This is a genomic window from Lentilactobacillus kefiri (assembly GCF_009739535.1).
In the GTDB taxonomy this organism is placed as follows: Bacteria; Bacillota; Bacilli; order Lactobacillales; family Lactobacillaceae; genus Lentilactobacillus; species Lentilactobacillus kefiri.
Genome location: NZ_CP029971.1, coordinates 1130875 through 1157829, shown reverse-complemented (window position 1 = coordinate 1157829; position 26955 = coordinate 1130875). Strand labels below are relative to the sequence as shown.

Annotated in this window: 24 protein-coding genes; 13 read left to right on the top strand and 11 right to left on the bottom strand. The window is 40.2% G+C overall.

Features of this window, described 5'->3' with window-relative positions; all coding sequences use genetic code 11:
* Positions 1-26: 26 nt before the first annotated feature.
* Together DNL43_RS05580 and arsC are read right to left on the bottom strand one after the other, a co-directional pair.
* The gene (locus tag DNL43_RS05580; protein ID WP_056982979.1) at positions 27-1421 is read right to left on the bottom strand and encodes an amino acid permease; all 1395 of its coding nucleotides are present in this window, start codon (positions 1419-1421) and stop codon (positions 27-29) included.
* Positions 1422-1799: 378 nt separating this feature from the next.
* Complete coding sequence (gene arsC, locus DNL43_RS05575) at positions 1800-2216, bottom strand: arsenate reductase (thioredoxin) (RefSeq protein ID WP_054768802.1); 417 nt, start codon at positions 2214-2216, stop codon at positions 1800-1802.
* A gap of 138 nt (positions 2217-2354) precedes the next feature.
* Between arsC and DNL43_RS05570 the strand changes: the two genes are divergently transcribed.
* The 3 genes from DNL43_RS05570 to DNL43_RS05560 all read left to right on the top strand — a co-directional run bounded on the left by DNL43_RS05570 (position 2355) and on the right by DNL43_RS05560 (position 4371).
* The gene (locus DNL43_RS05570) at positions 2355-2942 is read left to right on the top strand and encodes a uracil-DNA glycosylase family protein (protein ID WP_054768803.1); all 588 of its coding nucleotides are present in this window, start codon (positions 2355-2357) and stop codon (positions 2940-2942) included.
* 113 nt (positions 2943-3055) lie between these two features.
* Positions 3056-3301, top strand: coding sequence for a hypothetical protein (locus DNL43_RS05565; RefSeq protein WP_054768804.1), 246 nt, complete (start codon positions 3056-3058; stop codon positions 3299-3301).
* A 101-nt stretch (positions 3302-3402) separates the two neighbouring features.
* Positions 3403-4371, top strand: coding sequence for an IS30 family transposase (locus DNL43_RS05560; protein WP_054769923.1), 969 nt, complete (start codon positions 3403-3405; stop codon positions 4369-4371).
* A gap of 91 nt (positions 4372-4462) precedes the next feature.
* Here the strand turns inward: DNL43_RS05560 and DNL43_RS05555 are convergent, their stop codons facing one another.
* Positions 4463-5557, bottom strand: coding sequence for an NAD(P)-dependent alcohol dehydrogenase (locus DNL43_RS05555; protein WP_056982842.1), 1095 nt, complete (start codon positions 5555-5557; stop codon positions 4463-4465).
* Between the two features lie 189 nt (positions 5558-5746).
* Here DNL43_RS05555 and DNL43_RS05550 point away from each other — a divergent pair, with 189 nt between their 5' ends.
* Positions 5747-7093, top strand: coding sequence for a DUF4041 domain-containing protein (locus DNL43_RS05550; RefSeq protein ID WP_056982846.1), 1347 nt, complete (start codon positions 5747-5749; stop codon positions 7091-7093).
* Positions 7094-7150: 57 nt separating this feature from the next.
* Here DNL43_RS05550 and DNL43_RS05545 read toward each other — a convergent pair whose 3' ends face one another.
* Positions 7151-8698 (bottom strand): YfcC family protein, encoded by a 1548-nt coding sequence (locus DNL43_RS05545; protein WP_095344947.1) that lies wholly within the window; start codon positions 8696-8698, stop codon positions 7151-7153.
* Between the two features lie 177 nt (positions 8699-8875).
* Complete coding sequence (locus tag DNL43_RS05540; protein WP_169790313.1) at positions 8876-9712, bottom strand: YitT family protein; 837 nt, start codon at positions 9710-9712, stop codon at positions 8876-8878.
* A 235-nt stretch (positions 9713-9947) separates the two neighbouring features.
* Here DNL43_RS05540 and DNL43_RS05535 point away from each other — a divergent pair, with 235 nt between their 5' ends.
* The 3 genes from DNL43_RS05535 to DNL43_RS05525 all read left to right on the top strand — a co-directional run bounded on the left by DNL43_RS05535 (position 9948) and on the right by DNL43_RS05525 (position 12019).
* Positions 9948-10811: an SDR family oxidoreductase gene (locus DNL43_RS05535; protein WP_054769373.1), complete on the top strand. Its 864-nt coding sequence runs from the start codon at positions 9948-9950 to the stop codon at positions 10809-10811.
* A 116-nt stretch (positions 10812-10927) separates the two neighbouring features.
* Positions 10928-11629 (top strand): ABC transporter ATP-binding protein, encoded by a 702-nt coding sequence (locus tag DNL43_RS05530; RefSeq protein WP_056982850.1) that lies wholly within the window; start codon positions 10928-10930, stop codon positions 11627-11629.
* Positions 11630-11887: 258 nt separating this feature from the next.
* Positions 11888-12019, top strand: coding sequence for a putative metal homeostasis protein (locus DNL43_RS05525; protein WP_095344949.1), 132 nt, complete (start codon positions 11888-11890; stop codon positions 12017-12019).
* Between the two features lie 341 nt (positions 12020-12360).
* Here the strand turns inward: DNL43_RS05525 and DNL43_RS05520 are convergent, their stop codons facing one another.
* Positions 12361-12594, bottom strand: a complete 234-nt coding sequence (locus tag DNL43_RS05520; protein ID WP_054769374.1) for a hypothetical protein — start codon at positions 12592-12594, stop codon at positions 12361-12363.
* Positions 12595-12833: 239 nt separating this feature from the next.
* A complete protein-coding gene (locus DNL43_RS05515) occupies positions 12834-14213 on the bottom strand; it encodes a serine hydrolase (protein WP_054769375.1) in 1380 nt (459 codons plus the stop codon).
* Positions 14214-14481: 268 nt separating this feature from the next.
* On the opposite strand from DNL43_RS05515, the gene DNL43_RS05510 reads away from it, so the two are divergent.
* Complete coding sequence (locus DNL43_RS05510; RefSeq protein ID WP_056982852.1) at positions 14482-15021, top strand: hypothetical protein; 540 nt, start codon at positions 14482-14484, stop codon at positions 15019-15021.
* Between the two features lie 234 nt (positions 15022-15255).
* On the opposite strand, the gene DNL43_RS05505 is transcribed toward DNL43_RS05510, so the two are convergent.
* A complete protein-coding gene (locus tag DNL43_RS05505; RefSeq protein WP_054769377.1) occupies positions 15256-16194 on the bottom strand; it encodes an Ig-like domain-containing protein in 939 nt (312 codons plus the stop codon).
* A 241-nt stretch (positions 16195-16435) separates the two neighbouring features.
* Here DNL43_RS05505 and DNL43_RS05500 point away from each other — a divergent pair, with 241 nt between their 5' ends.
* The 3 genes from DNL43_RS05500 to DNL43_RS05490 all read left to right on the top strand — a co-directional run bounded on the left by DNL43_RS05500 (position 16436) and on the right by DNL43_RS05490 (position 18830).
* The gene (locus DNL43_RS05500; protein WP_054769378.1) at positions 16436-17545 is read left to right on the top strand and encodes a glycerol dehydrogenase; all 1110 of its coding nucleotides are present in this window, start codon (positions 16436-16438) and stop codon (positions 17543-17545) included.
* A gap of 305 nt (positions 17546-17850) precedes the next feature.
* The gene (locus DNL43_RS05495) at positions 17851-18390 is read left to right on the top strand and encodes an Ltp family lipoprotein (RefSeq protein ID WP_056982854.1); all 540 of its coding nucleotides are present in this window, start codon (positions 17851-17853) and stop codon (positions 18388-18390) included.
* A 56-nt stretch (positions 18391-18446) separates the two neighbouring features.
* On the top strand, positions 18447-18830 hold the full coding sequence (locus tag DNL43_RS05490) for a hypothetical protein (RefSeq protein WP_056982857.1): 384 nt from the start codon (positions 18447-18449) through the stop codon (positions 18828-18830).
* An 87-nt stretch (positions 18831-18917) separates the two neighbouring features.
* Here the strand turns inward: DNL43_RS05490 and DNL43_RS05485 are convergent, their stop codons facing one another.
* Complete coding sequence (locus tag DNL43_RS05485) at positions 18918-20369, bottom strand: zinc ribbon domain-containing protein (RefSeq protein ID WP_056982861.1); 1452 nt, start codon at positions 20367-20369, stop codon at positions 18918-18920.
* Positions 20370-20651: 282 nt separating this feature from the next.
* On the opposite strand from DNL43_RS05485, the gene DNL43_RS05480 reads away from it, so the two are divergent.
* The gene (locus DNL43_RS05480) at positions 20652-22028 is read left to right on the top strand and encodes an ABC transporter substrate-binding protein (protein WP_370444188.1); all 1377 of its coding nucleotides are present in this window, start codon (positions 20652-20654) and stop codon (positions 22026-22028) included.
* 267 nt (positions 22029-22295) lie between these two features.
* Here the strand turns inward: DNL43_RS05480 and DNL43_RS05475 are convergent, their stop codons facing one another.
* Positions 22296-23147, bottom strand: coding sequence for a histidine phosphatase family protein (locus DNL43_RS05475; protein WP_056982865.1), 852 nt, complete (start codon positions 23145-23147; stop codon positions 22296-22298).
* Positions 23148-23165: 18 nt separating this feature from the next.
* Positions 23166-24929 (bottom strand): bifunctional metallophosphatase/5'-nucleotidase, encoded by a 1764-nt coding sequence (locus DNL43_RS05470; protein ID WP_056982867.1) that lies wholly within the window; start codon positions 24927-24929, stop codon positions 23166-23168.
* Positions 24930-25148: 219 nt separating this feature from the next.
* Here DNL43_RS05470 and DNL43_RS05465 point away from each other — a divergent pair, with 219 nt between their 5' ends.
* On the top strand, positions 25149-26903 hold the full coding sequence (locus tag DNL43_RS05465) for a DUF262 domain-containing protein (protein ID WP_056982869.1): 1755 nt from the start codon (positions 25149-25151) through the stop codon (positions 26901-26903).
* Positions 26904-26955: the final 52 nt, after the last annotated feature.

Genomic DNA, 26955 nt, shown 5'->3' with positions numbered 1-26955 from the left:
GTTCTGGGGTCTAATCAAATCATTCCTTAATCGTTTGCGATTCCAAAGTTATTCGAGTCCCGCCACCTGATAATTGCATAGAAGACAACCGCCCAGATAACGGCACCCAAAGCTGGTAAGAATGATTCACTGCTGAAGAACAAACTGGCAAAAATTGCGATAAAGAATGCAATTGTTAACGGGTTTGACCAACGATAATTGGGCATCTTGAACCCATCGGTCTGAAAATCTTTGGAATGACGATATTTCCAATGTGCCACCACCGTCAACATACAGACCAGAATATAAATATCGCTGGAAACTGAAGCGATGAAGGAAAACGCAGCACCCAGTGAGTTAAATGAACTGATGATTGGTGCCAAAAGCATCATCCCTGCTGAAAACAGGACACTAACGATCGGAATCCCACTCTTGGAAACCTTTTGAAATGGCTTCATTGCAGGTTCGTTGGATTCTTGGGCCAGTTGATACAAGTGACGCCCAGTCGAGAAAATCGCACTGTTTAACGTTGACATTGCAGCTGCAATGACCACTAAGTTAATAACGGCTGACGCACCTGGAATCCCGGCAAGATTAAAGATTTGAACAAATGGACTTTGGTTAGGGTTCAATGTTTTCCATGGGGTGATTGCCATGATAATAATCAAGGAACCAATATAGAACAATAGAATTCGTGCGATGATTTGGTTGACTGCCTTAGGTAATACCTTGCGTGGATTTTTAGTTTCTGCAGTTGTGATACCAACGAACTCCATCCCTTGAAAGGCAAAGAAAACCATTGGGAACGCCATGATAAATTGGTGAATCCCATTAGGGAACATTGAGAATCCAGTGGTTAAATTCCCCCATGAGGCATGAGTTCCAGCTGGATTTTCGTGGTGGGTGAATACAAGATACACGCCAATCACAATCAGAGCGAGAATCGCAATTACCTTAATTCCAGACAAAAACGTTTCGGACTTGCCAAACGAACTGACCATCGCAAGGTTGACGCCACTCAAGATCAAAAGAAATAATACTTGGATAATCGGTGCTGAAACACTAGGGAACCAATACTTAACATACGTCGAAATTGCCGTCAATTCAGCCATCCCAGCTAAAATCAGTTCCAGCCAATAACTCCATGCGGCAAATTTGCCCAGTCGTTGGTTAACATATTTCCCAATAAACGAGACAAAGGTATGTTGCTCAGGGTCGGCATACATCATTTCACCGATCGCCCGCATCATCAAAAAGAAGAAGATCCCAATGATAAAGTACACAAAAATAATTGATCGACCGGTTCGATGAATAGTGCTCCCAGCACCAAGGAACAGTCCTGTTCCAATGGAACCACCAAACGCAATCATTTGAACGGCAAGGTTGGATAATCCCCGTCTGGTACCGTCCTTATTTACTTCAATCTTTTCTGCCGCTAACATAAAAAGCCTCCTTGGATAATGAGTCTGAGGACAAAAAAATGTCCCTACAGTAAATACTGTAGGGACGTATACACGTGGTGCCACCCAGTTTCATGGCTGATCTTTCAACCAGTCACCTTAAGGACTCGTTAACGATAATCGTTAATTAAGTCTGAGATCGTAACGTGTCTTCACGTAGGCATCGCTTTCACGTGCCTAATGCTCTGAGCTCATCTTCACGGGAATCTTTTTGGCTGCCTCGCACCACTCACAGCTCGCTTTTTCAAAAAGATGCCTGCTACTCTTCTCATCATCGCTTAATGTTTTAATTTAACTATTATCTTAACACGGCATTAACGAAATGCAAATAGGATTTCATAATCAATTTGAATGTCGATGTCAAAGTCGACCTGCAAGTTCCTTAACTTTAGCGGCTATGCCATCACGGACTGATCGAAATACGGCCAGCTTTTGTGCATCCGTTCCCGTTGCCTTGGCAGGATCTGGGAATCCCCAATGCTCACGTTTAACTTGTGGTGGAGTTACTGGACAGCGTTCTTCGGCATCATCACAAAGCGTCACAACCAAATAAGCGTTGTTGAGAATCTTTGGGTCAATCACCTTTGACGTTTGTTTTGAAATATCGATCCCGGACTCGGCCATTACCTGGACCGCTTTCGGGTTTACCCCATGGCTTTCAATTCCAGCCGATAATGCCAGATATTCATGGGGCAGATATTGTTTGCCAAAACCTTCTGCCATTTGGCTGCGGCAAGAATTGCCGGTACATAGAAAATAAATGATCTTTTTGTCCATTGGGATTTGCCCACCTTCGAAATCACCGCTATCATTAATATCTTACTTCATTTCATGAACAGCCGCTTAAATTAGGATTGCGAACTTTTTTAAATAGTGGACAATTAGAGTTAAAGCCAATTAGTTAAGGAGAACCCGATGAAAAAGGCAGAGGAAATTTTTAAAGAGATTCAAGCAGATCCGCAAAATCAAGAATTTACTGGAAATGGGATTCTTCCTTTGTATCACATTGACCCCAAGGCTGAAATTCTCATTATCAGTCAGGCGCCCAGCCGGAAAGCCCAGGCATCCATGGTGTTCTGGGATGACCCGAGCGGTGATCGGCTCCGGGATTGGATGGGTCTGAGCAAGGATGAATTTTATAACTCTGGTAAAGTCGCTGTCCTGCCCTTGGAATTTTACTATTCGGGAAAGGGTGCTCATGGTGATTTACCGCCGCGGAAGGGCTTTGCGGATAAGTGGCATGCTCCGTTGCTGGCGTTAATGCCGAATATCAAAGTTAAACTGCTGATTGGTCAGTATGCGCAGAAATATTATCTGGGAAAGTCACGTGGTAAAAATTTGACCGAAACAGTGCGCCATTTTGATCAATATTTACCAGAATACTTTCCATTGGTCCACCCTTCGCCACTCAACTACGGCTGGATGAAACAACACCCTTGGTTTACCGATGAGGTGGTGCCGGAGCTACAGAAGAACATCAGGAAGATCATGGCAGCCAAGTAACGATGCTGTACTTATATGAATATCAGAATTTTGATATTAATGATGAGGAGAATATGATACAATATTTTTTGTGAGAAAATTCACACAACATCATTTATTGGGGGAGTATCACTATGTTAAAGCTTAAAAAAGCAACTTTAACAGTTGCAGTCGCATTTACTGTCGGTGGCGGGCTCATGTCACTACCACCACAAGACGTTTCGGCCAGAACAACCTATGTCTGGATCGCACCACACCATGGGAAAAAGTATCATTATTCACGTGGATGCCGGGGATTAAGTCATGCCGGATCAAAGCGCCACGTGACATTGCGCTGGGCAAAACATCATGGATATCGTTTGTGTGGTTGGGAACATTAAAAATTTCTAGTAAACCCTGTTTGTAAAATTAAGTTAGAAATTTAAAAAGCCATTTGTGATAGACTTTTGAGTGTTGAAATCAAAAGAAAGGCTGATCACAAATGACCTATACTCATCTTACCATAGACGAACTCACTACAATTTATTCCTTTTGGAAGCTCAATAAAAAGGCTTACCGAGTAGCACCAGCACTCCACCGGAGTGCTGAAACCGTTTATCGCATCTATCGTTTTCTTGACGCTGGCGGTACGCTTATTGATTACCAACAACATTATCGACGGCACAAACAACATTGTGGGCGTAAGCCCATTCAACTAGCCCCTGATGAACTGGTTTATATCCAAGCCAAAATTCAAGCGGGGTGGCAACCAGATACAATTATTAATCGCCACGAACGTTCTTTTAGCTGCGGCGTACGAACCCTATATCGCATTTTCAAACATGATGCTTTTGGCTTGTTCGCCAAAGATTTACCCATGCATGGTCAGCGTCACCCTAATGGGTACGTTGAACGACGAGGAAAAGCTGGGCAATTGGGCAGAGATTTAAAAACCCGTTATCAGGACTATCCTAATTTTAAACGAGAATTCGGTCATTTAGAAGGCGACACGGTTCAAGGCAAAAACCATCAGGGTGCCGTAACCACACTGGTTGAACGGCAGACCAAGGTCGCAATTGTTTTGAATTCACATACCAAGTCATCACAAAACGTCAATCGTAGTTTAGCAGCCTGGTTGACGAAGCTGCCACGCCACTTGTTTAAGTCCATCACGTTTGATAATGGTAAGGAGTTCGCCGGTTGGCGAACGATTGCTAACCAGTTTGATTTAAATATTTACTTTGCCGCTGTAGGAGCACCCAATCAACGTGGGTTGAATGAAAACACCAACAACTTACTTCGTAAGGATGGGTTGCACCATGATCTCATCATGGACCAGCTATCAGATGAATTTGTCCAGGCTGTTGCTAGTCGACGGAACCATATTCCCAGAAAAAGTCTCAATTATCAAACACCACTTGAGGCATTCGTAAATCAAATCACTGATGAGCAGCTAAAATTTCTAACTTAATTTGACATTTGAAGAAATAAAAAAGTAGGAACGCTAAAATATTGTTTTGACTCAAAGTCATTAGCAATTATAAAGTGTCCCTACTTTTCATTTATTGATTAATTTTTACAATTGGTTTAATAACACTGCCATCTGCAGAATCTTTGAATGCCTGATTAATATCATTATAGTTATAGTACTTTACAAGTCGATCAATTGGAAATAATCCCTTTTTAAAGTATTTAACTAACTTAGGGATAAAGAGTTGTGGAATTGCATCCCCTTCAATAACACCAACTACCTTTTTGGACTCACCCATAACCTCTTCTTGAATATTAAACGTAACATCTCCGGCCATCCCTAATAATGCACATGTTCCAGAAGGCTTTAGTACATGAACAGCCTGTTTAATGACACCAGGCACACCCGTTGTATCGATGCTATATTCAACTCCCGACTTAACTAATCCCTTAATAATTTCTTCAGGATTATGATTTTTACTGTTGATAATTTCTGTGGCCCCTAACTTTTTGGCCAATTCCAATCGATTATCATGAATATCTACAGCAATAATGTGATCCATGCCAATAATTTTAGCAGCCATCATTGCCGATAAACCAACAGCACCAGTTCCAAAAATAACAATTGAACTGCCAAACTCGGGTTTGAGATAATTCAGTACAGTACCAGCACCTGTTTGAAAGCCACATCCAAGCGGCCCTAACAGGTTAATATCAACGTCAGTGGGAACTTTGGTCACACCGTGTTCATCGACCACTGAATATGTTGAAAATGAAGATTGTCCAAAAAATGTTGAAATATCTTTCCCATTTTCATCGTGGATCCGATGGGTACCGTCGAAATGACGACCACCAAAATTTAGCTCATTCAAGTGAACACAGTTCGCAGGATGACCCGTCAAACAATTCTCACAATGACCACAATATGAGAATGAAAGAACAACATGATCTCCAGGTTTGACACTGGTAACACTACTACCAACTTCTTTAACGATACCGGCGCCTTCATGACCTAACGCAACTGGATATGGTGTTGTGGCAAAGTCTCTTCCTGCGGCATCAGTATGACAGATACCAGATGCCTTAATTTCAACCAAGACTTCATTAGCTTTCGGTGAATCGAGTTCAACAGGTTCAATGGTTAGTTGAGCGCCTTGTTCTTGAGCAACAGCAGTTTGTATTTTCATAATATTACCTCCTATTCGGTGTAAAGTTTACTGTACTTGTAGTATAGTCGGTTAAAGGTAGCTTTGTAAGGGCTTACTTAATATAATATATCACTTTGCACTATTGTGAAAATTAGTTGTGGAACACAATCACGTATGTTGATACACTTATAATAATTACAGTTTGAATCAAATTGAGGGGACTAAATTATGGGAATATCAGATTTTTTTAAGGTAAACCAATTTAAAAATACTATTCAAGAACTGAGGAATAGTAACGCTAAGCTTACAGAACAAAATAAGCATTTACAGAAGGAAGCTGACATAAAGTTATCGGTTCAACAAATGAAGCCTGTTGAGTTGGAAAAAATAATCGAAGATAAGTCAAATAAAATTGAACAATTAACACCAAAATTATCTCAATTAGAAACAGAAGTAACTCTAAAGGAAAAAACGATCGAAGATCTCAAAGCAGAAGTTGGGGATCTTGAGGTAAGTAAAGAAATGAGTGGTTATGGTCTTTATAGTCCACACTATGAATTCGCTACGTCATCAGGTTATAAAGAAAAGCTCGCTGAAATACGCGATCAACAAAAGCAATTGATTAAAAGCCGTTCGGCAGTTCAATTTAACCCTCAGTGGACCATTAACGGAAAGCTTTCCGAAGGCAAAAAAATGACACGTAATAATATTAAAGCCATTTTTAGAAGTTTCAACAATGAGTGTACAGATGCAATTAAGAAGGTAACCTATTCTAATTATGAACGCATCGTTACTCGAATTGAAAAATCGTTTATTCAGCACAATAAAATGTACGAAGTCGTAGATGTTCAAATGCTACCAAATTACCTGCAATTAAAATATGACGAATTAGACTTGGCATTTAGTTATGCCCAAAAGAAACAGGAAGAAAAGGATTTATTACGAGAACAACGTGAAAAAGAACGTGAAGATAAAAGGCTCCAGCAAGAAATCAAACAAGAGCGAAAAAAGGTGGATAAGGAAATCCAGCACTACGACCAAGCTATCGAGGAATTACAAAAACGAATGGAGCTTGAAGCGAGTGACAAAGATGGGCTAAAATTCGAAATCGAAAAATTACGAAATGAACTAGACTCGCTACATGATAAAAAGGGTGATATCGACTATCGTGAAGCAAATGCCACTGCCGGATATGTGTACATTATTTCCAACATTGGATCCTTTGGAAAAGGTATTGTAAAAATTGGAGTAACTAGACGTCTTGAACCTTTGGATCGGATTAGTGAACTAAGTAGTGCATCCGTTCCATTTAAATTTGACGTACATGCTTTGATTTTCAGTCAAGATGCATATGCTCTGGAAACCAAGTTACATGAACGGTTTGCAAATAAAAGAGTAAACAAAGTCAATAATCGTAAAGAGTATTTCAAAATATCAATCAAAGAGATTGAAGAAGAACTCAAAAAATATCAAGATGTAACGGTTGATTTCCATGAGAATCCAGATGCAGAGGAGTATAGAGAAACGCTAGCCATTGAAAACAATCAAGAGGCACAGGCCAACACTGTGGTATAAGTAAAAAAATGATGCCGACATCAATTGTCAGCATCATTTTTTGAATTTTCACAAATTTTAATTAATCAAAACTTCAGTAACCAACAGTGCCCCACCAAACACGAGGACAAACACAACGACCGGCCATACAAACCGAACCCAGTGTGAATACTTCATATTCAGCATCTGCAGAGTTGCCATTACCAATCCGGTTGGTGCCAGGAACAGCATTGCGTACTGGCCAAATTGATAAGCCGTTACAACGACATATCTTGGGATATGAACCGTATCAGCCAATGGCGCCAGAATTGGCATTGAAAGAACGGCCAAGCCTGATGATGAAGGAACGATAAAGCCTAACAGGAAGAAGATCAGCAGCATCACGATAATGAACATTGGCCCATTCATGTGAGAAACCAGGGTCGAAGAATATTCCAGCATGGTGTCGGAAATCTTCCCATTGTTCAATACCAGGTTAATGCCCCGAGCCAATCCAATGATCAGTGAAACACCGACCAAGCTGGAAGCCCCTTTGACGAAGGCATCGACAACGCCTGTTTCACCCAAACCATTCTTTCCGGTAGCTGTCAGGAACATGATGATAATCGCAAATGACAGGAACGATGCAGCCATGGTTGGGAACCACCAGCCTTGAGACATAACGCCCCAGACCATCAGTGGAAAAGTAATAACGAATAATATCAGAATCAATTTTTTACGTGCGGTAAATTTAGATTTGCCATCCTCACCGGTTGGGGCAATTTCCCACATGGCATTGAATTCATCACGGTCATCATAGGAGTACGAAAATTTAGGATCTGCTTTGACCTTTTTACTGTACCAATGCAGATAAATGATCACGAAGCCGGCCGCAATGATACAGCCGATGATCCGTTCAGTGAGCCCTTGCGTAAAGTCGATTCCGGCTGCGTTAGACGCAATAACCACGGAAAACGGGTTGATGGTCGAGAAACACGTCCCGATCGAACTCGCGAGGAATATTGCGCCGACAGAGACGATCGAATCGTACCCCATGGCAATAAAGATTGGCACCAGAATTGGATAGAAGGCCACGGCCTCTTCTTCAATTCCACATAAAGTTCCACCGAGAACCATCAAAACTGCAACGAAGAATATCAATAGGAACTCATGTCCCTTGGTCTTCTTGGTCAAAGCCAGCAAGCCGGATTCAAACGCCCCGCTGGCCTTAACAACACCGATTAGACCACCAAGCACCAGGATAAATACCATGATGTCGACCGCTTCAATCGTTCCTTTAACCATACTGGTTGGAACGGCTGCGATACTGGCAGGCCGCTGTTTGAGTCGTTGATAAGTGTTTGGAATCGATACCGGCGCGGTGATCCCGCCGGATGTAAATTGCTTGATGTCAATTTTGACACCTAATTTATCAAGTTCCTTTTGAGTACTTGGAACCGTTGTAACTTTACCATGAGGATTGGTAACCTGCAGAGATGAGTGCGAATACGATAATTTAGAATAACTACCTGCAGGAACCATCCATGTCGCTGCTACGGCAACAATTGTCAAAATGAACAGAATGACAAAGGCGCCGGGCATTTTTAGCTTAAAATGCTTCTTGCGCTTTTCTACTTGTGCGTCCATAATTTTCCCCCTTATAAAATTGCAAAACAAAATAGATCAGCTGTTCACTGGTCCTGCCTAGTTTTATGATTATTAATCAATAATCCCCCACCACGAAAATTAGTTGATTAGTCGTATATAGCTTAACACACCATAGTGTAACGGAATTGGAAGCGTTTGACAACACGAAAAAATCCACTACAATATCTTCTCCAATGCTTCACCCTTAACGCTATGAACGTTCTCAACCACCACAAACGCATCCGGATCCACACTGGAAACCAACGGAACAATTTGAGCAACCTGCTTATCGGTACAAATCGCATAAATCATCGGCATCTTTTCCTGATGATAATAGCCTTTCGCGCTAATCAACGTGATCCCCTGATGGAGCACTTCTGACAACTCAGAGGTAATTTCTTCGGTTCGATTGGAAATAATGGTTACCGATTTTCGCGCACCAAAACGCGATAGCAGACTATTCAAAACCACCGCAGAAACGTACAATTCAATCACGGTTAAGATCATATTTTGAAAACCAATAATGAAAACTGATGGAATTGCGACGCACAGATCAAACATCAGCATTGCCGAGCCGTTCTTCATACCGAAATACCGGTTCATGATCTTAGCCAGAATGGTACTGCCGGCAATCGTCCCTTCACCACGAAAGATTATCCACATTGAAATGCCCATGAGAACCCCGCCGGCGATTGCCGGAATAATTGTCTGGGTTGTGTGATAGTTCAGTAACCTTGGTAATTTTAAAAAGGCAGAAATCCACACAATGGCCCACAAAGAATACCAAACTGTCTTCTTACTTAAAAATCGGAAACCAATCAGCATCAGGATTCCGTTTAACACAAAGTTAGTAACGGCCGGCGGAATATTGAGCGCATAATAACCAATGGTGGTCAACCCCGTTACCCCACCTTCACCAATCTGATGTGGAATTAAAAAATCATTAATCGCAATGGCATAAATGAATGACCCCAGAATAATTTGTAGTCCATTTTTGATAACTGTCTTGTTAATTAAAAACACCCCTCTTACATACTGCTCGATTATATTGAACTTAATAATTGCACTTTTCTTAATTTAACGGTCTTATTTCAGTATAGTAGATGTCTCGATTGTTTACATCGCCAAATTCCAAATCATCCGGAAAACTAAGAAGTATAATTTCTTGTAAGCCCCTTCATCGACTGGTAATATCAATTCAGCAGAAGAATTTAACTTGCTAATTAGTCTTTGAAGGAGGCTCATTACAATGAAATACGCAGTTACCGGTGCCACTGGAAAATTTGGCCAAACGGTTGTCAAAGTACTTGCTGAAAATGTTGATAACGCAGATATCATTGCCCTTGCCCGAAACACGGAAAAAGCTGAAAAGCTCTTACCAGGGATTGAAGCTCGCCCAGGTTCTTATGATTCGGAAGAAGTCCTTGAGAAATCCTTGCAGGGAGTTGATAAATTACTTCTCATTTCATCCATCCCGGGTCAAGCTGTCAGCCGAATCCAGCAACATAAAAACGTCATTAACGCAGCCAAGAAAGCCGGCGTCCGCTTCATCGCCTACACCAGTTTTCCTCACGCCGACAAAGCAAAATCCCCATTAGCAGTCGATCACAAGAATACTGAACAAGCCATCCGTGAATCCGGAATCGGTTACTCATTTCTGCGAAACAATTGGTATTTGGAAAATGAACGGATGCAAATTCCAGCTGCAATCAATAATAAGCCGTTTGTCTATTCCGCCGGAGATGGCCGGGTTGGCTGGGCGCTTGAACGTGAATATGCCGAAGCCGCTGCCAAAGTCTTAATGAGTACTGAACCGAAAACGGTTTATGAATTCTCAGGTCCGCAACACAGCTATGATGACCTGGCAAGAGCCCTGAAAGTGCTCACCGATAACGACTTTGAAGTGATGTCCTTGTCAGACGATGAATACCGGAAACGATTAGTGGCCATTGGCTACAATCCACAAGCAGCTGCCGGAATTGTCAGCATGCAAAAGCTGATTCGAGACGGTGATCTGGCGGAAACTTCCAATGATTTGCCGCAAGCATTGGGTCACCCACTGCCAACGTTTGAAGAGTCACTTAAAGAAGTCATTGCTAAACTTAAAAAATAACTAAAAGGCTTCCTCAATCGGAAGTCTTTTCTTTGGAGTCATTCGAAAACTTGGTTTGCTTTCCCTGGTTTCCACAAGTATCATAATCGTAAGGACAACAATTCGGGAGGCACATCATGGCATACATCGACGTCAAACACGTTTCCAAAATCTACGGTAGCGGTGAACAGGAAGTCCGCGCCAATGACGATATCAATTTTGAAATAAAAAAAGGCGAACTCACCATTATCGTAGGCGCTTCCGGGGCAGGCAAGTCAACGCTGCTTAACATCTTAGGCGGCATGGACACCCCAACAAAGGGTGACGTCATCATCAATGGCAAAAATATTGCCAACGACTCACCCAAACAATTAACAACTTATCGCCGACTCTCCGTGGGCTTTGTCTTTCAGTTTTATAACTTGATTCCAAACTTAACGGCCTTGGAAAACGTTGAACTGGCATCCCAAATTTCACCAGATTCACTTGATGTGCCTGAAGTCATGAAAGATGTTGGCTTGGCAAAACGGATCAACAACTTCCCCGCTCAATTATCCGGTGGTGAGCAGCAACGAGTTGCCATTGCTAGGGCAATTGCCAAGAATCCGGATCTATTACTGTGTGACGAACCAACCGGCGCTTTGGATTATAAGACTGGTAAAAGCATCTTGAAGCTACTCCAGGATTTCAGCCACAAGACCAACAAGAACGTCATCATCGTCACCCATAACGGCATGATTAAGCCAATGGCAGATCATATTATTGAAATTGGTGATGGTCAGGTCAAAAATGATGAGATGAATAAGTCACCAGAACCAGTTGAACAAATTGAATGGTAATCATTAATGCTGAACTAATCAACAAATAATCGATCATCTAGCCGATAGCACACAATACTACCGGCTTTTTTGCTAGCCAAATTTTCCTCTCAAAGGTTACTCCTTCAAAATTTTCTTGACAAAAGGCCCCGTGAAAGTTCATAATCTTAAATCGTAATGGTTACCATTTAGTATCGATAAGTTAGTTCGACCCACTGGCTAAAGAATTTCACACCAGAAACGGCCTAACGATAAATGTCATCAAAGGAGAGAGATAGAATGGAAAAACAAGATTTAGCTTCAGCACGCAGAAGAATGAAGAGCCCCAACATCAAGACCCGCAAACGGGCATTGAAGATCATTCATGACATCAAACGAAAAAAGCAGCAAACCCTTTTGAATAAAGAATAAAAATAAACCGTCCAGCAAGCTTTCACTTGTCGGACGGTTTATTACTTGAAACAACTAGGAGTTAAAGCAATCACTATTCCCGGCGATAGAAGATATCATGAAGTGAGCTAGGATACACACTGTCTTTTGACTTAGACTTCCGGAAACATTCCACGTATAATAACGCGTTAATCGAAACAGCAACCAAAATGCTAAATGCATATATTGCCACAATCTTCAATAAAAACATAAATCTGACAGTCCTTCCTTTGGAAACCGGTAATCAACCTGATTAGAAACTGTCTGCATTGGTGCCCTTATATATGACTACATTTTCACAAATGTCATTATATATAAATTCATCAGCCGACTAAAATTTGGAACTTTTCTGGGCCGTCAATCGTATGAACCATGATCTCAAACCCGTTCTTTAAGTTCGGTCCATCATACCAAAAGCTGTGATGGTAATGCGCCGAAAACTCAAAGTCATACCGATAGCCGTGGGGCTCGCGCTCAACACGCATATAGCCTTCATGCCCATCGGAGAGCTTAACATCTTGACTCTTATTGACTGGCTGGACGTAAATCTTGGTCACGTAATATCACCTCCTTTTACTTCCATCTGAATCATACAGACATCCTGATGAAATGGCAATAGGAAATGAAAAGATTTTATGAAAGGCCATGAAAATATATCAAGTTATTGAAATTATATCCGCTTGAATTGCCTTTAAATAAGGGCTTCTCATTGAAAATAGCAACAATATTTTTCACAAAATAAAAAAAACAGCCCACATCCGATCGGATGCATGCTGCTGTATATAACCATTAATTATCAATAATAAGTTGCGACGTTATTCATCTTTTGAGCAAATTTAGCCGGCGTCATATTATTCTTGAGCGGTGATTGGTTCAAGAAGGTAATTGTGACGTGTTGATTGCCGTCTGAAGCATAATAACCAGTGCTGTAGCCGGTGTCAGTGTACGTGCCGGTGTTGGATTTAACACCCTTCTGGTTGACGTACATCCCGCCAGAATATTTCTTGCTGTAACTGGTCAGCTTCTGATAGCTCTTCGGTGTCAGGAGCTTGTTGTTCTGCAGGCCAATAACAAATTTGTAGTAGTCGGTTGGCGTTGTCAAAACGTTGCCGGCACCAGGAAGTCCAGACAATGCCGGATAAGAAATTGATTGAGAATTTTGATAATCGGAACTGCCGTTCAAATTGTAACTGACAGCCTTGATTGCTGAAATTGTCGGTTGAACATCGTTAACAATGAAAGTGTTCTTCATTCCCAATTTGTTCAAAATCCGTGACTGAAGATTCTGGGTATAAGTCTTACCGGTCACCTTGGCAATGATTCCTGCAAGCAAGACGTAATTAATGTCGCTGTACTTGAAACTGGTCTTGCCAGTTGAAGTTAAGCTCTTGATGGCATTTGTATAGGCATCGTCTTCTTTAAGCTGGTCAGATGGTTCTTTGACCGTTCCCTTAATGCCGGATGTCATCGTCAGCAGCTGTTGAATGGTGATCTTTTTGCTGTGAGCGATTTGTGGGTAAAATCTGCTTAACTTCGTTGTTGGTGTTAATTCCTTGGCATTGATCAATTTTTGAATGATCACGCCAGTCATGCCATTTTGCAGCGATGCTAGTGGGTAAACGGTCGTGCCGTCACTGGCATTTTTCGTGCTGTGAAGCATATTGGCATAACCATTGCTGACAACCGTTGGTGTGAGACTCTTGTTGTGTGAGACCAACACACTGCCAATGGCGTCATATTGCTGCATCGTTGCTTGGGCAACGGCTCTAAATGAAACCTTTGTTAAGCCGTTGGCATTCATCCAGCCCAAGATTTTGCCGTTATATCGGATCTGAGCATAGGTAGCCGATCCCGATTTTTGTGACTGCATCACTCGAACGTATTTGTTATTGTACTTGCTGCCGCTGGTGACCGTTGTTGGCGTGCCGGACGTGTTCTTGACGCCGGGAACGTTGGAATAGATTTGGTAGCCACTAGCCATCGACTTGGGTGCCGTGATCTGGGCATCGTAATGTTTGGTGCTGACTTTAGCAGTACTGGTCTTTGTGGTCTTGCTGCTGGTTGCCGCAGTCGTAACTGCCGCATTGGCATTATTTGGTTGAGCAGTCGTGATGCCGAGCAATAATGCACCTGCTGCGACTAATAATGTTGCCTTTAATTTGTTCTTTGAATTCATAATTGATGTCATCCCCATTAATTTGTCTTTTAGTATTCCTATTTGTTCATGTTTATACATGCTGCTTCATTAAAATTGTAACACGTGGGTGGTTGTAGGGGATATCATGTCGCTCAGAATTATGGTTATCGTTACATTTGTGTGATGAGGTGGGAACATGTGAGTGATAATTAAACAGTTAATTTTGGGTAAAAGCTAATCTGGTTTAAAAATATAAAAGCTTCAGCGGCTATAATAAAGACTAATTATATTGTTTGGAGGGATTGGCATGGCTCGTGGTATCAAAGTGTTAGCGGTATTTGGGTTAAATTGGCTGCTTAGTGTTATTTTCTTATTCTGGTTCGATATCATGGTTGTTTCCAGTTGGTTTCCACAGTCCACATTGTCCCAAATTCGAACCCCACCATATCAAATTGCCATTTATCTAGCTATCGATTTGATCATCAATGGTTTAATCGCCGCTGGAGCCTACTGGCTAGTTCGAAAAGATCTGCAAGATATTCCGATTAGGCATAAATGGACATTTTATTTTGCACTGGTCATTATTTTCTCTGTGATCATCACGACAATCGTATACCTATTTAATTTTGAGCTTAATCAAACATTTAATATCCTTTTTACTCCTACGTCAGGAATCGCTATCTTTCTGACCATTCCGTTTCTGATTGCAATCTCCGGACCCATTTTGGGGTATCAAAGTCGTCCTTGGTTTGTGATTGGATTGGTGATCGAGGTGTTAGTACGCTTTTGTTTTTTTGCGGGTTTTATGGGTCGACGATGTGAGCTGTGTCATCTAATAAATGTTTAAAGTTTCATTCACCTCAAGATACCGCACCTAATTATTCCTTCATTGTCTGGATCGTCAGGAGTCTTGCCTGACTTATTTCGAATTAGTGATTAAACCATTTTATAAGCAGTTGAATACACCAAAGGACGATCCGCAATTGGGTCGTCCTTTGTTTTGATTTCGTTCATCTGTCTGAGAATCTAATTAATTTATAGTAATCCTAAACTCGAGATAATTTATCATAAAACACAAAAGTTACTCCATATATTGATACTGACCAACATATTGATGTGACTGGCCAAATTCATCTTTAGTGACGAGTACCATTGTATCACCGTCTTGAAACATTGAATCAGTTCCAATGTTTGGTGTAAATATACCGCCATTTTCAGATGAAATCTCATCACGCCTATTCGGATTGGTCGATCCATCATCAATTCCATCTGAATAGCCAAACTTGGCACCATCTGTAATCCAAACACCATAAGGATATTGAATCAGATCGTTTTTCGTCTTGTATGAAATATAGGAGTCATCATACTTTATCGACAGGAAGTCATCGGAATTGGTCAAATTCAAATGAGAACTTTCTGTAACCATCACGGGTGTCTGGCTACTTTTACCATCCAAAGTCGCGGTTATAACAGCAATCCCATCAGCTTTTGCAGAGACAACTCCATCAGATGAAACATCGGCCACTTCCGGATTAGAGCTAGTCCAAGAAATTCCTGGCATAGTTGCTTCCACATTGTATCTTGGCTTTAAGTTTAAATTATCGCCAATATTGGAAACATCATAGGTTCCGTCTGAATTGTAATTCGGATTGTAAATTCCAACTAAATTGACTGCTCGAACTGTAATTACGTGCTTTACATTAAAGTTGTAACCTGCCTTGTCCTTAATATGATAAATAACGAAGTACTTCCCTGGCTTGCTGGTATCCACATAATTCTTAACGGTACCATAAACTTTATCGTACTTGGATGATACATATGTAACTCCTTTATACGGATTAAACTTTGAATCCTGATTAATCACAGAATACTTGAAGTAGAATTTCGGCTTCATAATCTTATATCCATGGATTCTTTTTACAGCAGCATAACTATTATCCGTTGAGCTAGGTTGACTCATGGCTGCCACTCCCATTGTCAGAGATGCTGCAGCGATAACCAACAGTTTTCCAATCTTCATTGATAATACTTCCTCTACTTATAATTTGTTAGTTAGCATAAATATAACTAAATGCTTACCTAATAACTATATCGCTATCGTTATTGAATGTTAATAGGGTTTAGAGTTATTTTCCTCAAATAATAGGGTAGATGGCTTGTGAACAGTATACTAACAAGTCACTTTGCTTGTGAATTTAAAGAAAGCGTTTACAATAAAATGTGCATCAACGTTTGGTCTTTTTTGAATGGAGGCAATTATTATGACAACAGCTTTTGCTAGCCCTTCAACATACGTTCAGGGCAAGAATTTATTGGATACTGCCGCAAATTACATTAAACCTTATGGAAACAATGGCCTACTATTAACTGATGAAATTGTTTGGGGATTAGTTGGTGAAAAGTTCTATAAAACACTGACCGACGCCGGTTTGGATATTGAACACGTTACGTTTAATGGTGAAAGTTCGCCTGAAGAAATAGATCGTATTAAGAAGATTGGTGAATCTAGTAATGCCAAATTTGTCATTTCACTTGGTGGTGGAAAGACCAACGATACCACTAAAGCTGTTGGCGACCAACTGAAGATTCCAGTTGTAATCGTGCCAACTTTGGCTTCCAACGACTCACCATGTACCCGATTAAGTGTTATTTATTCTGAAAATGGCGAGTTTTTGAAATATATTTTCTATGACAAGAACCCTGACTTAGTGTTAGTTGATTCATCAGTCATTGCGGGCGCACCTGTTAAATTCCTGATCGATGGGATGGCAGACGCGTTATCAACCAATGTAGAAGCTCAGACAGTGGCTCGGGCAAGAGAAACAACTCTGCTGCCACTGCAAACTCAACAAACTGCCGCAGGCTTAGCACTTGCTGAAAAATGCGAGGAGCTCCTCTTTAAGTATGGCAACCAAGCTGTTACGGCTGCCAAGAACCATCAAGTAACTCCCGCACTGGAGCACATCATTGAAGCCAATACCCTGTTAAGCGGTGTTGGGGCAGAGAGTTCCGGTTTAGCAGCTGCTCACAGTTTCCAAAATGGGTTAACCGCTTTATCAGGTGACGTTCACAAGATGTCACATGGTCAAAAGGTTTCATTTGGAACATTGCTAAACCTAGTTCTTGAAGGTGCCAGCGATGCAACTCTCGAAAAATACCTCAAGTTCGAACATGACCTCGGCTTACCAACCACTTTGAAGGATCTACACCTTGAAGATGCCTCTGATGAAGATCTCATGAAAGTTGCCCAACTGACAACTCAAAAAGGCGAAACCATTCATAACATGGGATTCAAGGTTACTGCTGATGATGTTTTTGAAGGTATTAAGGCAGTGGATACTTTTGCTAAGAAATTTGAGGGAATTGAGTAATATTTAGGAGAAATTCCCCCGTAAGAATTCAGTATACGTAAAAATAAGGCATACCCCCGTGATTATATTCAAAATTTGTCCATGGGAAGTATGCCTTTTTATATTGCCAACTTTATGAATAAACGATCACCCAACAAAATCGTTTCATTACACAATATAGTTTGTAAACTTGTTATGTCATAAATAAATGGCTATTATTGTTATAATAGGTTGTGTTATAGAAATTCAAGCTATTTTAAATTATTTCGCTTCAATCTTCGTATTTTAATTCTATAGACGATCAAACATCATTAGGAGGGTTTCATATGGATAATAGAAAAATATCAAAACCGTGGTACAAGATTTGGTGGGTCTGGTTAATCATCGTATTCGCTGTGTTTGTAGTAAGTGGAATTGCTGGGGGTAACTCTGATAACTCATCCTCATCAAATAATTCAAGTACGAAAACCGAAAAGACAACGTCTTCTAAATCTGCAAACACACAGTCATCAGAATCTTCCCAATCATCCAGCAGTACAAAAGCTACTCAAAAAGTTCCAATTGCATATAAAAATGCTCTGGAATCTGCTGAAACCTATGCAAATAGTATGAATTTGTCGAAACGTGCAATATATGAACAGTTGAGGTCAAAAGCAGGGGACCAGTTCTCTACTAAAGCTGCCTACTATGCAGTCACTCATCTTAAAGATGTTAACTGGAATAAGAACGCATTGGAATCTGCTAAGACATATCAAAAGGACATGAATATGTCACCTGCTGCCATCAGGGATCAATTAACATCGAGCGCAGGCGATAAGTTTACACAAGCGCAGGCAAATTATGCTGTTAGCCATTTACCAAAATAATCATGACAGTCCAAATACTGATGACTTAAAAAGCTGAAATGAAGGAGGTAGTTAGTTTGAAGCGACTTAAATTAAACATGTGGACCGGTATTCTTGATATTATTAATTGTATTCTATTCAGTGTGTCCTGGTTTGTTATCTTTGGGACCGCATTCAGTGATGCAAGTAATGGTGGGAATTCCACTGGATCTGCTGCGGTATTCTTTTATGGAATGGCATGGGCTGGCGTTGTATTAAATGTGATTGCACTAGTCCAATCACGTCGTTACAGTATTTCGCTTGTTGGACCAGTTCTTGGTCTGATTGGAAGTTTACTTTTTGGCATAACCGCCGCTATGGCATTGCCAGCTCTAGTTGTACTCATCATTGGAACCGTGTTTACATTTCTGCAACATCCAAAAAAAGATTATCAAGCACAGCAACATCCGAGTGAACATTAAACAATTACGTTAATAAAAGCCACATTGATTGGACTAATCAATGTGGCTTTTACTATGTGTAAAGACGTTATTATTACTGAATATTCATCAATATGCCTTGTCATAATCACTAATCTTCTGATATTGGGTTGAAATCGATTTAATTTCTACCGGATTATCATCATCGGAATTTTTAACGACGTTGGCTGTATATCGAAATACTTGAATATGGTAATGGCCGCCGGTATCAAACCGGTACTTCATATCGTAAGTCACATCACTGCTATTTTCCGAACTGAGCTTAATGGAATCAACGGTTGCGGAAACATCAATCCCGTCCAAGTTGTCATTTTCATAGTAGCTCTTTCCCATGTGTCTGAATTGACCAAAATATGGGCTGGACTCCCCGCCAACGAAGAATGAGGACATGTCATCACCATCATCATCGGTCGCATCGTCGAGGTCACCACTTTGACTATAACTGGTCATTGCTTCAGATAAGTTGGTAAACAGAGTGTCTGCGTCATCGTAGCTGACCTGCCCTTTGAATACTAACGATATGTCATGATCATCACTTGATCCGCTAACAACATGCGGTTCAGATGAAATGGACGTCTTGCCATTCTGGAAGATACCCTGAACTTTCATCTCCTGAGTCCAAGGGAAATCCTTAAAGGCCATCACACCACTACTGCCAATTTTTCCTTGATCCTTTGAATTGATCTTTACATGCGTACCAGCTGGACCACTAACTTTAAACGAAACGGTCTTGAGGGTTAGTGGAATGGTCCGGTTACTGTTTAAATGATACGTATTGGCGTTAGTCAGCTTGTGACCATTGAGGTTGGCCGAACTTGAGAGTTGATAACTTCCTGGTACCAACGGACCAATTTTCTTTGAGAAATGAGTGGTGTTGGAAACCGCAATTTTTGTGGTGTTCTCTTTAATCTGAGCGTTCTTCTTGTTGACGGTTAAAGTGACATAAACTGGCTTTACTTTAATATTCCAATTCGGGAAGATCAGGAACTTCTGGCCATCTTTTTGATAGCTGAATTTTTGATTATCAAAGGTCCCAACTCCTGATAATTGGGTTTTAAACGATAAGAGTTTGTCCGGATTTTGATTGAAGTACTTTGTGAGTGGCTGAAGAGTAGCATTGGTCAGTTTGAGGTTCGGATCGGTGGTGTAAAAGTAATCGTGTAAGTCACTTTGATTATTTTTCACAGCAGTAACTGCTCGCTTCAACGTGCTGGCTTTGGAATAATAGTACTCGCCATATGTAATACTACCAATAGCCAAAATAGCCGCAAAGACAACCAACAGGGTTTCTCGTCTGCGGCGTTTTTGCTGTTTGGTTCGAACTTTCTTTTTGGTCCGGCTTACCGGCTTTTGTGAATTTGTGACAGGAGCCGGTTGATTTGGCTCCGGCGTTTGACTCTCTTGACGGTATTCCTGCAAATTGTACCCACAATTTGGACAGAAATCATCGTCGGCAGTGATCCGCTGGCCGCAGTTGGGACAAAATTGCAGTCCATCGTCATTTGACATGTTTGGCCCCATGAATAACATCTCCTAAGAAGAGCATCATTAGTATAACTTAATAATTATATCGCTTTGGTAGATGTATGTCATGTTTGGTTAGCTTGGTTATTGTATTGATTACTCTTATTCACAGTTGTGGCTAAACCAAACTGAGCCGTTTGAGTTAGGCTTTTTGAACCCAAGGGGACAACTCAAGAACCTTTTTATTTACCATATCTTTACAGGATTTAACGATCAAATTTACAAAGATATTCGATAATTATAATCGTAATTCGTATTTAACTAAGGGAGGTATATTTGTTGGGTAATATTGTGAAGTTTATCAGGAATCACTGGATCAGTCTGGGGTTAGCTGTGTTTCTTTGTTTCGGAGCCGCAGTTGTTTCTTCTGCTTATAAGCAAACCGCAGCCGCATCTGGACGAACTAAAATTGTTTTTTGGCATGAAATGGGTGGACCTGCAGAAGTCGCGTTGGATCAAATGGTCACTGATTTTAACAATTCTCAGAACAAATACGAGGTTGTTCCTCAATATGAGGGATCTTATGATGAAGCCGTCCAAAAAATTATTCAAACTCATGGTTCAAAATCCTCACCAGCACTATTTCAATCTTTTGATATCTCCACTGCTCAGATAATGCATACCCAGTATGCAACACCTATTCAAAAGTTTATTACCAAAGAACACTATGATATGAGTCCGATTGCTCCCGCTGCTAAGGCATTCTTCTCAAACAACGGTAAACAGTTATCAATGCCTTTCAACATCTCACAACCGGTTATGTACTATAATGCCAGCCTGCTGAAAAAGTACCATATTCCAACTCCGTCAAAGTCACCAAGTTACAGTGAAATCACTAAGACTGCTAAAGAGCTGTACCAACGTTCACATCATCAGGTCAAGGGAATGACCATGGAAATTAATGGTTGGCTAATGGAAGAAGCATTGGCCAATGCCCATCAATTATTGGTTAACCATCAAGATGGTCATGCTGGTGCCCCAGACAAAATTAATTTGAACAATCCCACCTCTCAAAAATATCTTAAGTGGCTGCAGGAAAACATCCACGCCAAAGATTTCATGAATTATGGTTCCGGATCAAATGCTGCAGCAAACGAAATTGCCGGTTTTATGTCAGGTAAAGTCGGAATCTTCTTTAATACATCTGCCTACATCAGCCAGTTAACAGTCAATCCCAAACTTAAATTGGGAATTTCTTATTTTCCTCATCCAGATGGCGTCAAAAGAAATGGTGTCAGCATTGGCGGTGCTTCTCTTTGGATTGGAAAGGACAAATCAAAAAACGTTCAAAATGGTGCATTTGAATTTATCAAATACGCCCTTAAGCCAGAAGAACAAGCCAAATGGCAGAAAGCAACCGGTTATATGGCCATCAACAAAAACGCCGAAAATACTAAAACTTTAAAAGACCTATATGCCAAGTACCCAGAGGCAAAAGTGCCATTTGAACAACTTTCAACGGTCAAGCCAAACAATGCCAACTCTGGTTTGTTAATGGAAGGGATGCAATATACCAGACAACTGGAGCAAACCGCAATGGAGCAAACTTATGAAGGTGCTAATATTGACAGCACATTGAATTCAGTTAACAACCAAATGAATTCAAATCTGCAGCGCATTAATAAAGCAAATAATAATTTTAAGACGGTACAATAAATTCGATAATTAATAATAAATACAAACGAAGAAAAAAAGGTCGTCACTGATCAGATAACTGAACCCCTTGAATTGGAAAAAACAAATTCAAGGGGTTCAGTTCATTGTCTTCTTTATGATGTTTATCTTATTTTAACCGCTCTTAAAAATTGTCTCAGTAACCGGCTTACTTTCATAAACGCAGTTTGAATTTATAGTGATAAAGAATTCCCCCGATCAATAAATAACTATTGATCGGGGGAATCGCACTTTAATTAAGGGTACATATTATTTCATTAGTTGCGCACCCTTATTAACATAATCAAGTGAGGCAATTGGACCGTTAACACTGAGCTTACCATTCTTGTATACCAATTTAGTTACAGCAGCATTAGGGATTGCTGCACCGGTATAATTTGGTGCCATTGTAGAAAGATACTCATTGATGGACATCCCTGAACTAACAACTAAAGCATTGCCGCCACCATTTTTAAGGGTACGTTTTGCAATTGTATTCAGTTCATTAGTCATTCGAGTTTGGACCATTGCCGCACTTTCTGCACGATCACCACTCACTAATTTAGTATTTTGTGAATTTTCTTGATCCAAAGTGTAATATGCATCTTGTAATTGGTTCCAATAGTTGGATCCGGTTGCCTTCTGGAATTCTGCACCGGAAGTGTATCCATAAACACTGGCAATCTTATCATTGTCAGCAGCGATACTATCACCTTCGAAGCTTCCGTAACCACCTTCACGCAAAAACTTCGAAATATTGACTTTAACATTCTTGTTACCGGAATATTTAAGAGCTTCCTTAGCAGTTACTTCTTGACGAGTGAGATTACCTGCATATGCATACTTGAACTTAATCCCTTTCAAGCCATAGCCCAACTGATCAGCAACTTTCACGCCATTAGCAGTTAATGGGAAGTCACTCCAGCCTTGGACTCTCCCCATAACATTCCCGGTAGTCTCACCGTGACGAGTTAGGTAAATAGTTACGGGCTTTGTTTTAACAGCCTTTTTGGTGGTTGCTTTGGCCGATGCGTTGATGCTTTGTGTTGGAATTGAAAATGCAAATACCCCTGCCATTCCAACTGTACCTATGATGGCAACTAATGTTTTTGAAAGTTTCATTGTAATTTCCCCTTTAATTTATCCTTGTATTTTGCGATTTAATTGTGGAACTGGAATTGGACTATTATCTTGCATATAGCTGGTTAATAAATCGATATCTTGGCCAGCATTATCAACAATCTTGCCCTTGGTAAAAGCAGAATATCCATCGCCTCCGGTTGAAAGATAATCATTGGTAAGAACACGGTATGTTCCACCTAGGTCAATATCCTTTCCATCAACTTGAACATCAGACACTTCAGCAATTTGGTTGCCATTACTTGCGGGCTTAAAATGATACGTCAGACCAGAAATTTGTAAGAAGTACAACTGCGTTTTAGTGTATTGTTCGTTCAATAAATCCACAATATCTTGGCCAGTCATTTCAACAATCGGTTGACTATTCCCATAAGGCTGCATGTCATACAAAGTTCCTAATGTAACTTTGCCAGCTCCATCCGCAACCATTGCACTTCTGATGGAATCATTACTGGTGACAGCAATGTCAGTCTTGTGGCCTTCTTTATTTGCAACGTTTCTTTGTGCATCAACCACGACATATGCAGCTGCAGATTCCTTATTGGCTGATAAATCATTACTGATCGTTTTCCCGCCCTGAATGGAACCTACAGGAGTATTGATAATTGGTGCCACTCGTTGATTAGCCATATTAATAATATCGGAAATTGTGTAGAATGATTGGTCATTCTTAAAGGTTGCTTTTGGATCATCAGCAAGTGAATATACCGGCTTAACCATCGCCTTCAAACTCTTCTTGTCAAAGTCTTTAGTCTTTACATTTAACTTGCCGGTAATATCTGAATAACCCTTGCCTTGGAAGCCAGCTTGAACAACAGGAACTCCGTTTACAATACCATTGGCATACTGGTGACTGTGAGCAGCAAAGAAAATATCCACGCTGTTGTGCGGATCAATCTTATCAAGTTTTTTGATATCGTTAACTGCATCTCCAGTTGTCTTACCATTCTGAGTCACGGCACCTGTATGTCCGAGAACAACAATTGCTTTAACACCTTTATGACGTAAAACCTTATCATATTTCGCAATGGTTGTTGCTTCATCCAGTAAAGTATAGTTCTTGGCAATCCCTGGTAAATTAGTATTGAGAATACCAATATAACCAACTTTAACTGATTGCTTGGTCTTAGGATCAGTGACTTTCTTAATATAATAAGGGCTGTATCCTGTTGGTATCTTGTTAGTGTTTTTATCCAAAACATTGGCAATCAGCATCTTCATGCCAGTATTAACAAATGGATAATCCTTAATTGCTTGAATTTGCTGCTGATTCTTGAGACTTGCAGTTGACGGCGTCTGGCCTTTAGTTTCTACTAAAAATTGACCAATACCATGATCAAATTCATGATTGCCAAGCACGCCGATCTGAATATGCATGGCCTTTAACGATGCCAAAGTTGGTCCATCATCCAACAAGGCGGAGTTTGCAGGGCTTGCTCCAACCATGTCACCACTCTGGAGACGAACCGTAACCCCGCCTTTATTTGCTTTTTTAAATTGCTGCTCGGATTGATCAAGATAGCCGCCTAACCGTGCTAATCCACCAGCATTGGTGACCGTTTTTTGATCCATCACGAATTTACCAGTCGTCTGCAACCCACCATGGATGTCGTTCACGGTTAAAAACTGTACTGGTATCTGTTGGCTCGATTTAGATTTGGCACTAACAGTTGTCGAATTTGTTGCAAACCCTGTTATTCCAAGCACCAAAGCAACAGACAAAATACCTACCCAACAAAATAATGAATTCCTCTGTTTTTCCATCGCGATTCTCCAATCTTTAAGAGCTTTGTAAACGCTTGCATGGTAATTTTATCATCTAGTAAAAGGTTATACAAGATGTAATTCCAACTAAATTATGTTTAGATGCAAACACAATGTATTTGGAAAATAAAATCGTCTTTTAAACGATCAAAAATTAAGTAAATATTATAGTATAATAAGGATATTATGAATTAAATAAAGCATTGGGGAGATAATGTAATGGTAAAATTCTATCCTTCAAGAAAAAACATTAAAAATTATTTAGAGGATTTAAGAGCAACAATTCCTGACTATCAACGTGGCTACTCGTGGGAGCAAGACCAAGTTGGAGATTTTATTAACGATCTCGAGGACGAAAGCCATCGTGAAGAAACATCTGAATACTTTTTTGGCCCCATAGTTGCTGTTGATAAGAACGATAATAATCCTCGCGAACAAATAATTGATGGACAACAAAGACTGACAACAATTACCATCTTTTTAGCAGTTGTTCGTGATCTACTGGCAGCAATCTCCAAGGGGCCAGTAGACAAAAATAGCCGAACAGTTGTAAAAATTATTGAGGATTATATAGGCGATACCACGGATGACAGCAGTTTACGGCTTTTACAAAAAGGAGAAGGCAGTAACTTTTTCCGAGAAGAAATTCAAACACCTAAAGACTTTAAAAAAGTTGAAGACGTAAAACAAAAAAGGGACACTAGAAAAAAGGGCACAAAGCCGACTCAAAATATCATGGCACATGCGTATAACCAAATTCTTGAATCTATAAAAAGCTCTCAAAATAGTAATGAACGACTTGAGGACACCGTTATGCGTTTGTACAATACTTTACTCAATCACTTTTTTGTAATAGAGATATTGACATCAGATGAAGTAAACGCATTTCAAATATTTCAAACATTAAATGCCCGTGGAAAAGATCTAACTTCTGCGGACTTAATTAAGAGTAACTTTTTTGGTCGGGCTCGTACACAAACTGAAGGAACCAGACTAAAAGATAGTTGGCAGTTAGCCCAACAAAATCTCCAAACAGAAGACCTAACTGATTACATCCGGTATCTTTGGAATTCTCAACATCAATTTGCAACTAAAAGAAACTTATATCGGAAAGTCCTTGATGAATTTAAAAATGATGTTAGTGGAATATTAACTTTTTCATATGATATCGGAAAACTATCCGATGAATTTGCAGAGCTCAATGGTGTAAATCCAATTGATGATTCATTTACAGACCAGATTGGAAATAAATCAGTCACCATCATTAACGAACTCAACGCCCTTAACTTTCACGCTTATTATCCAATGGTGCTCGCACTATTCAAGATTGAAGCAACCCAAAAGGAATTTAGTACCGCTCTTTCAATGATACAAAGGATTCTTCTACGAAACAAAATTGTTGGTGGGGGAACCAATTGGTTAGAAAAGTTATTCGCGCAAGAGGCATCAAAAATTGTTCAGAGTCGGGATATTGGTGATTCGATAGACTATTTGAACGAGCATGCGATTACTGAACGATTAACCGATAAAAAAATACAAAGTGCAATGGAAAGCTTTGACTTCAGTAAAGACGAAAAGTTTGCCAAAGCACTGCTACGTATCATCGAGAACACTTTCAACAATAGTAAGGAACGTGGAGACCTACTTCCCACCAACTCCAAAATACACTTGGATCATATAATGCCACAAGTTCCTAAAGATTATTCAGACTGGGGTTGTACGTCAGCGGATGACATAAATTTCAAAAATTCTCTATGGCAGTTAGGAAATTTGACGCTTTGGTATGGGCCAGATAATTCATCACTGAAAAATTCGAATTTTCAGATGAAAAAATCTGGAGAACCCAATAGAAACAATGGATACAAAGACTCTCTTGTGATGTTAACAAAAGATCTTACCAGTTATCCTGAATGGAATCCTACAACCATCAATGAGCGAGGTCAAAAATTAATCAACCAAATCATTCAACTTTAAGGTACTCCAACAAACATACAAAAATGAAGGAAGACTTGATCATACAATCAGT

Coding starts and splice junctions, on each gene's coding strand:
- DNL43_RS05500 (WP_054769378.1), top strand. CDS start 16,436: ATGACAACAGCTTTTGCTAGCCCTTCAACATACGTTCAGGGCAAGAAT.
- DNL43_RS05525 (WP_095344949.1), top strand. CDS start 11,888: ATGGAAAAACAAGATTTAGCTTCAGCACGCAGAAGAATGAAGAGCCCC.
- DNL43_RS05485 (WP_056982861.1), bottom strand. CDS start 20,369: ATGGGGCCAAACATGTCAAATGACGATGGACTGCAATTTTGTCCCAAC.
- DNL43_RS05550 (WP_056982846.1), top strand. CDS start 5,747: ATGGGAATATCAGATTTTTTTAAGGTAAACCAATTTAAAAATACTATT.
- DNL43_RS05535 (WP_054769373.1), top strand. CDS start 9,948: ATGAAATACGCAGTTACCGGTGCCACTGGAAAATTTGGCCAAACGGTT.
- DNL43_RS05560 (WP_054769923.1), top strand. CDS start 3,403: ATGACCTATACTCATCTTACCATAGACGAACTCACTACAATTTATTCC.
- DNL43_RS05515 (WP_054769375.1), bottom strand. CDS start 14,213: ATGAATTCAAAGAACAAATTAAAGGCAACATTATTAGTCGCAGCAGGT.
- arsC (WP_054768802.1), bottom strand. CDS start 2,216: ATGGACAAAAAGATCATTTATTTTCTATGTACCGGCAATTCTTGCCGC.
- DNL43_RS05505 (WP_054769377.1), bottom strand. CDS start 16,194: ATGAAGATTGGAAAACTGTTGGTTATCGCTGCAGCATCTCTGACAATG.
- DNL43_RS05510 (WP_056982852.1), top strand. CDS start 14,482: ATGGCTCGTGGTATCAAAGTGTTAGCGGTATTTGGGTTAAATTGGCTG.
- DNL43_RS05580 (WP_056982979.1), bottom strand. CDS start 1,421: ATGTTAGCGGCAGAAAAGATTGAAGTAAATAAGGACGGTACCAGACGG.
- DNL43_RS05475 (WP_056982865.1), bottom strand. CDS start 23,147: ATGAAACTTTCAAAAACATTAGTTGCCATCATAGGTACAGTTGGAATG.
- DNL43_RS05530 (WP_056982850.1), top strand. CDS start 10,928: ATGGCATACATCGACGTCAAACACGTTTCCAAAATCTACGGTAGCGGT.
- DNL43_RS05555 (WP_056982842.1), bottom strand. CDS start 5,557: ATGAAAATACAAACTGCTGTTGCTCAAGAACAAGGCGCTCAACTAACC.
- DNL43_RS05570 (WP_054768803.1), top strand. CDS start 2,355: ATGAAAAAGGCAGAGGAAATTTTTAAAGAGATTCAAGCAGATCCGCAA.
- DNL43_RS05465 (WP_056982869.1), top strand. CDS start 25,149: ATGGTAAAATTCTATCCTTCAAGAAAAAACATTAAAAATTATTTAGAG.
- DNL43_RS05495 (WP_056982854.1), top strand. CDS start 17,851: ATGGATAATAGAAAAATATCAAAACCGTGGTACAAGATTTGGTGGGTC.
- DNL43_RS05470 (WP_056982867.1), bottom strand. CDS start 24,929: ATGGAAAAACAGAGGAATTCATTATTTTGTTGGGTAGGTATTTTGTCT.
- DNL43_RS05565 (WP_054768804.1), top strand. CDS start 3,056: ATGTTAAAGCTTAAAAAAGCAACTTTAACAGTTGCAGTCGCATTTACT.
- DNL43_RS05545 (WP_095344947.1), bottom strand. CDS start 8,698: ATGGACGCACAAGTAGAAAAGCGCAAGAAGCATTTTAAGCTAAAAATG.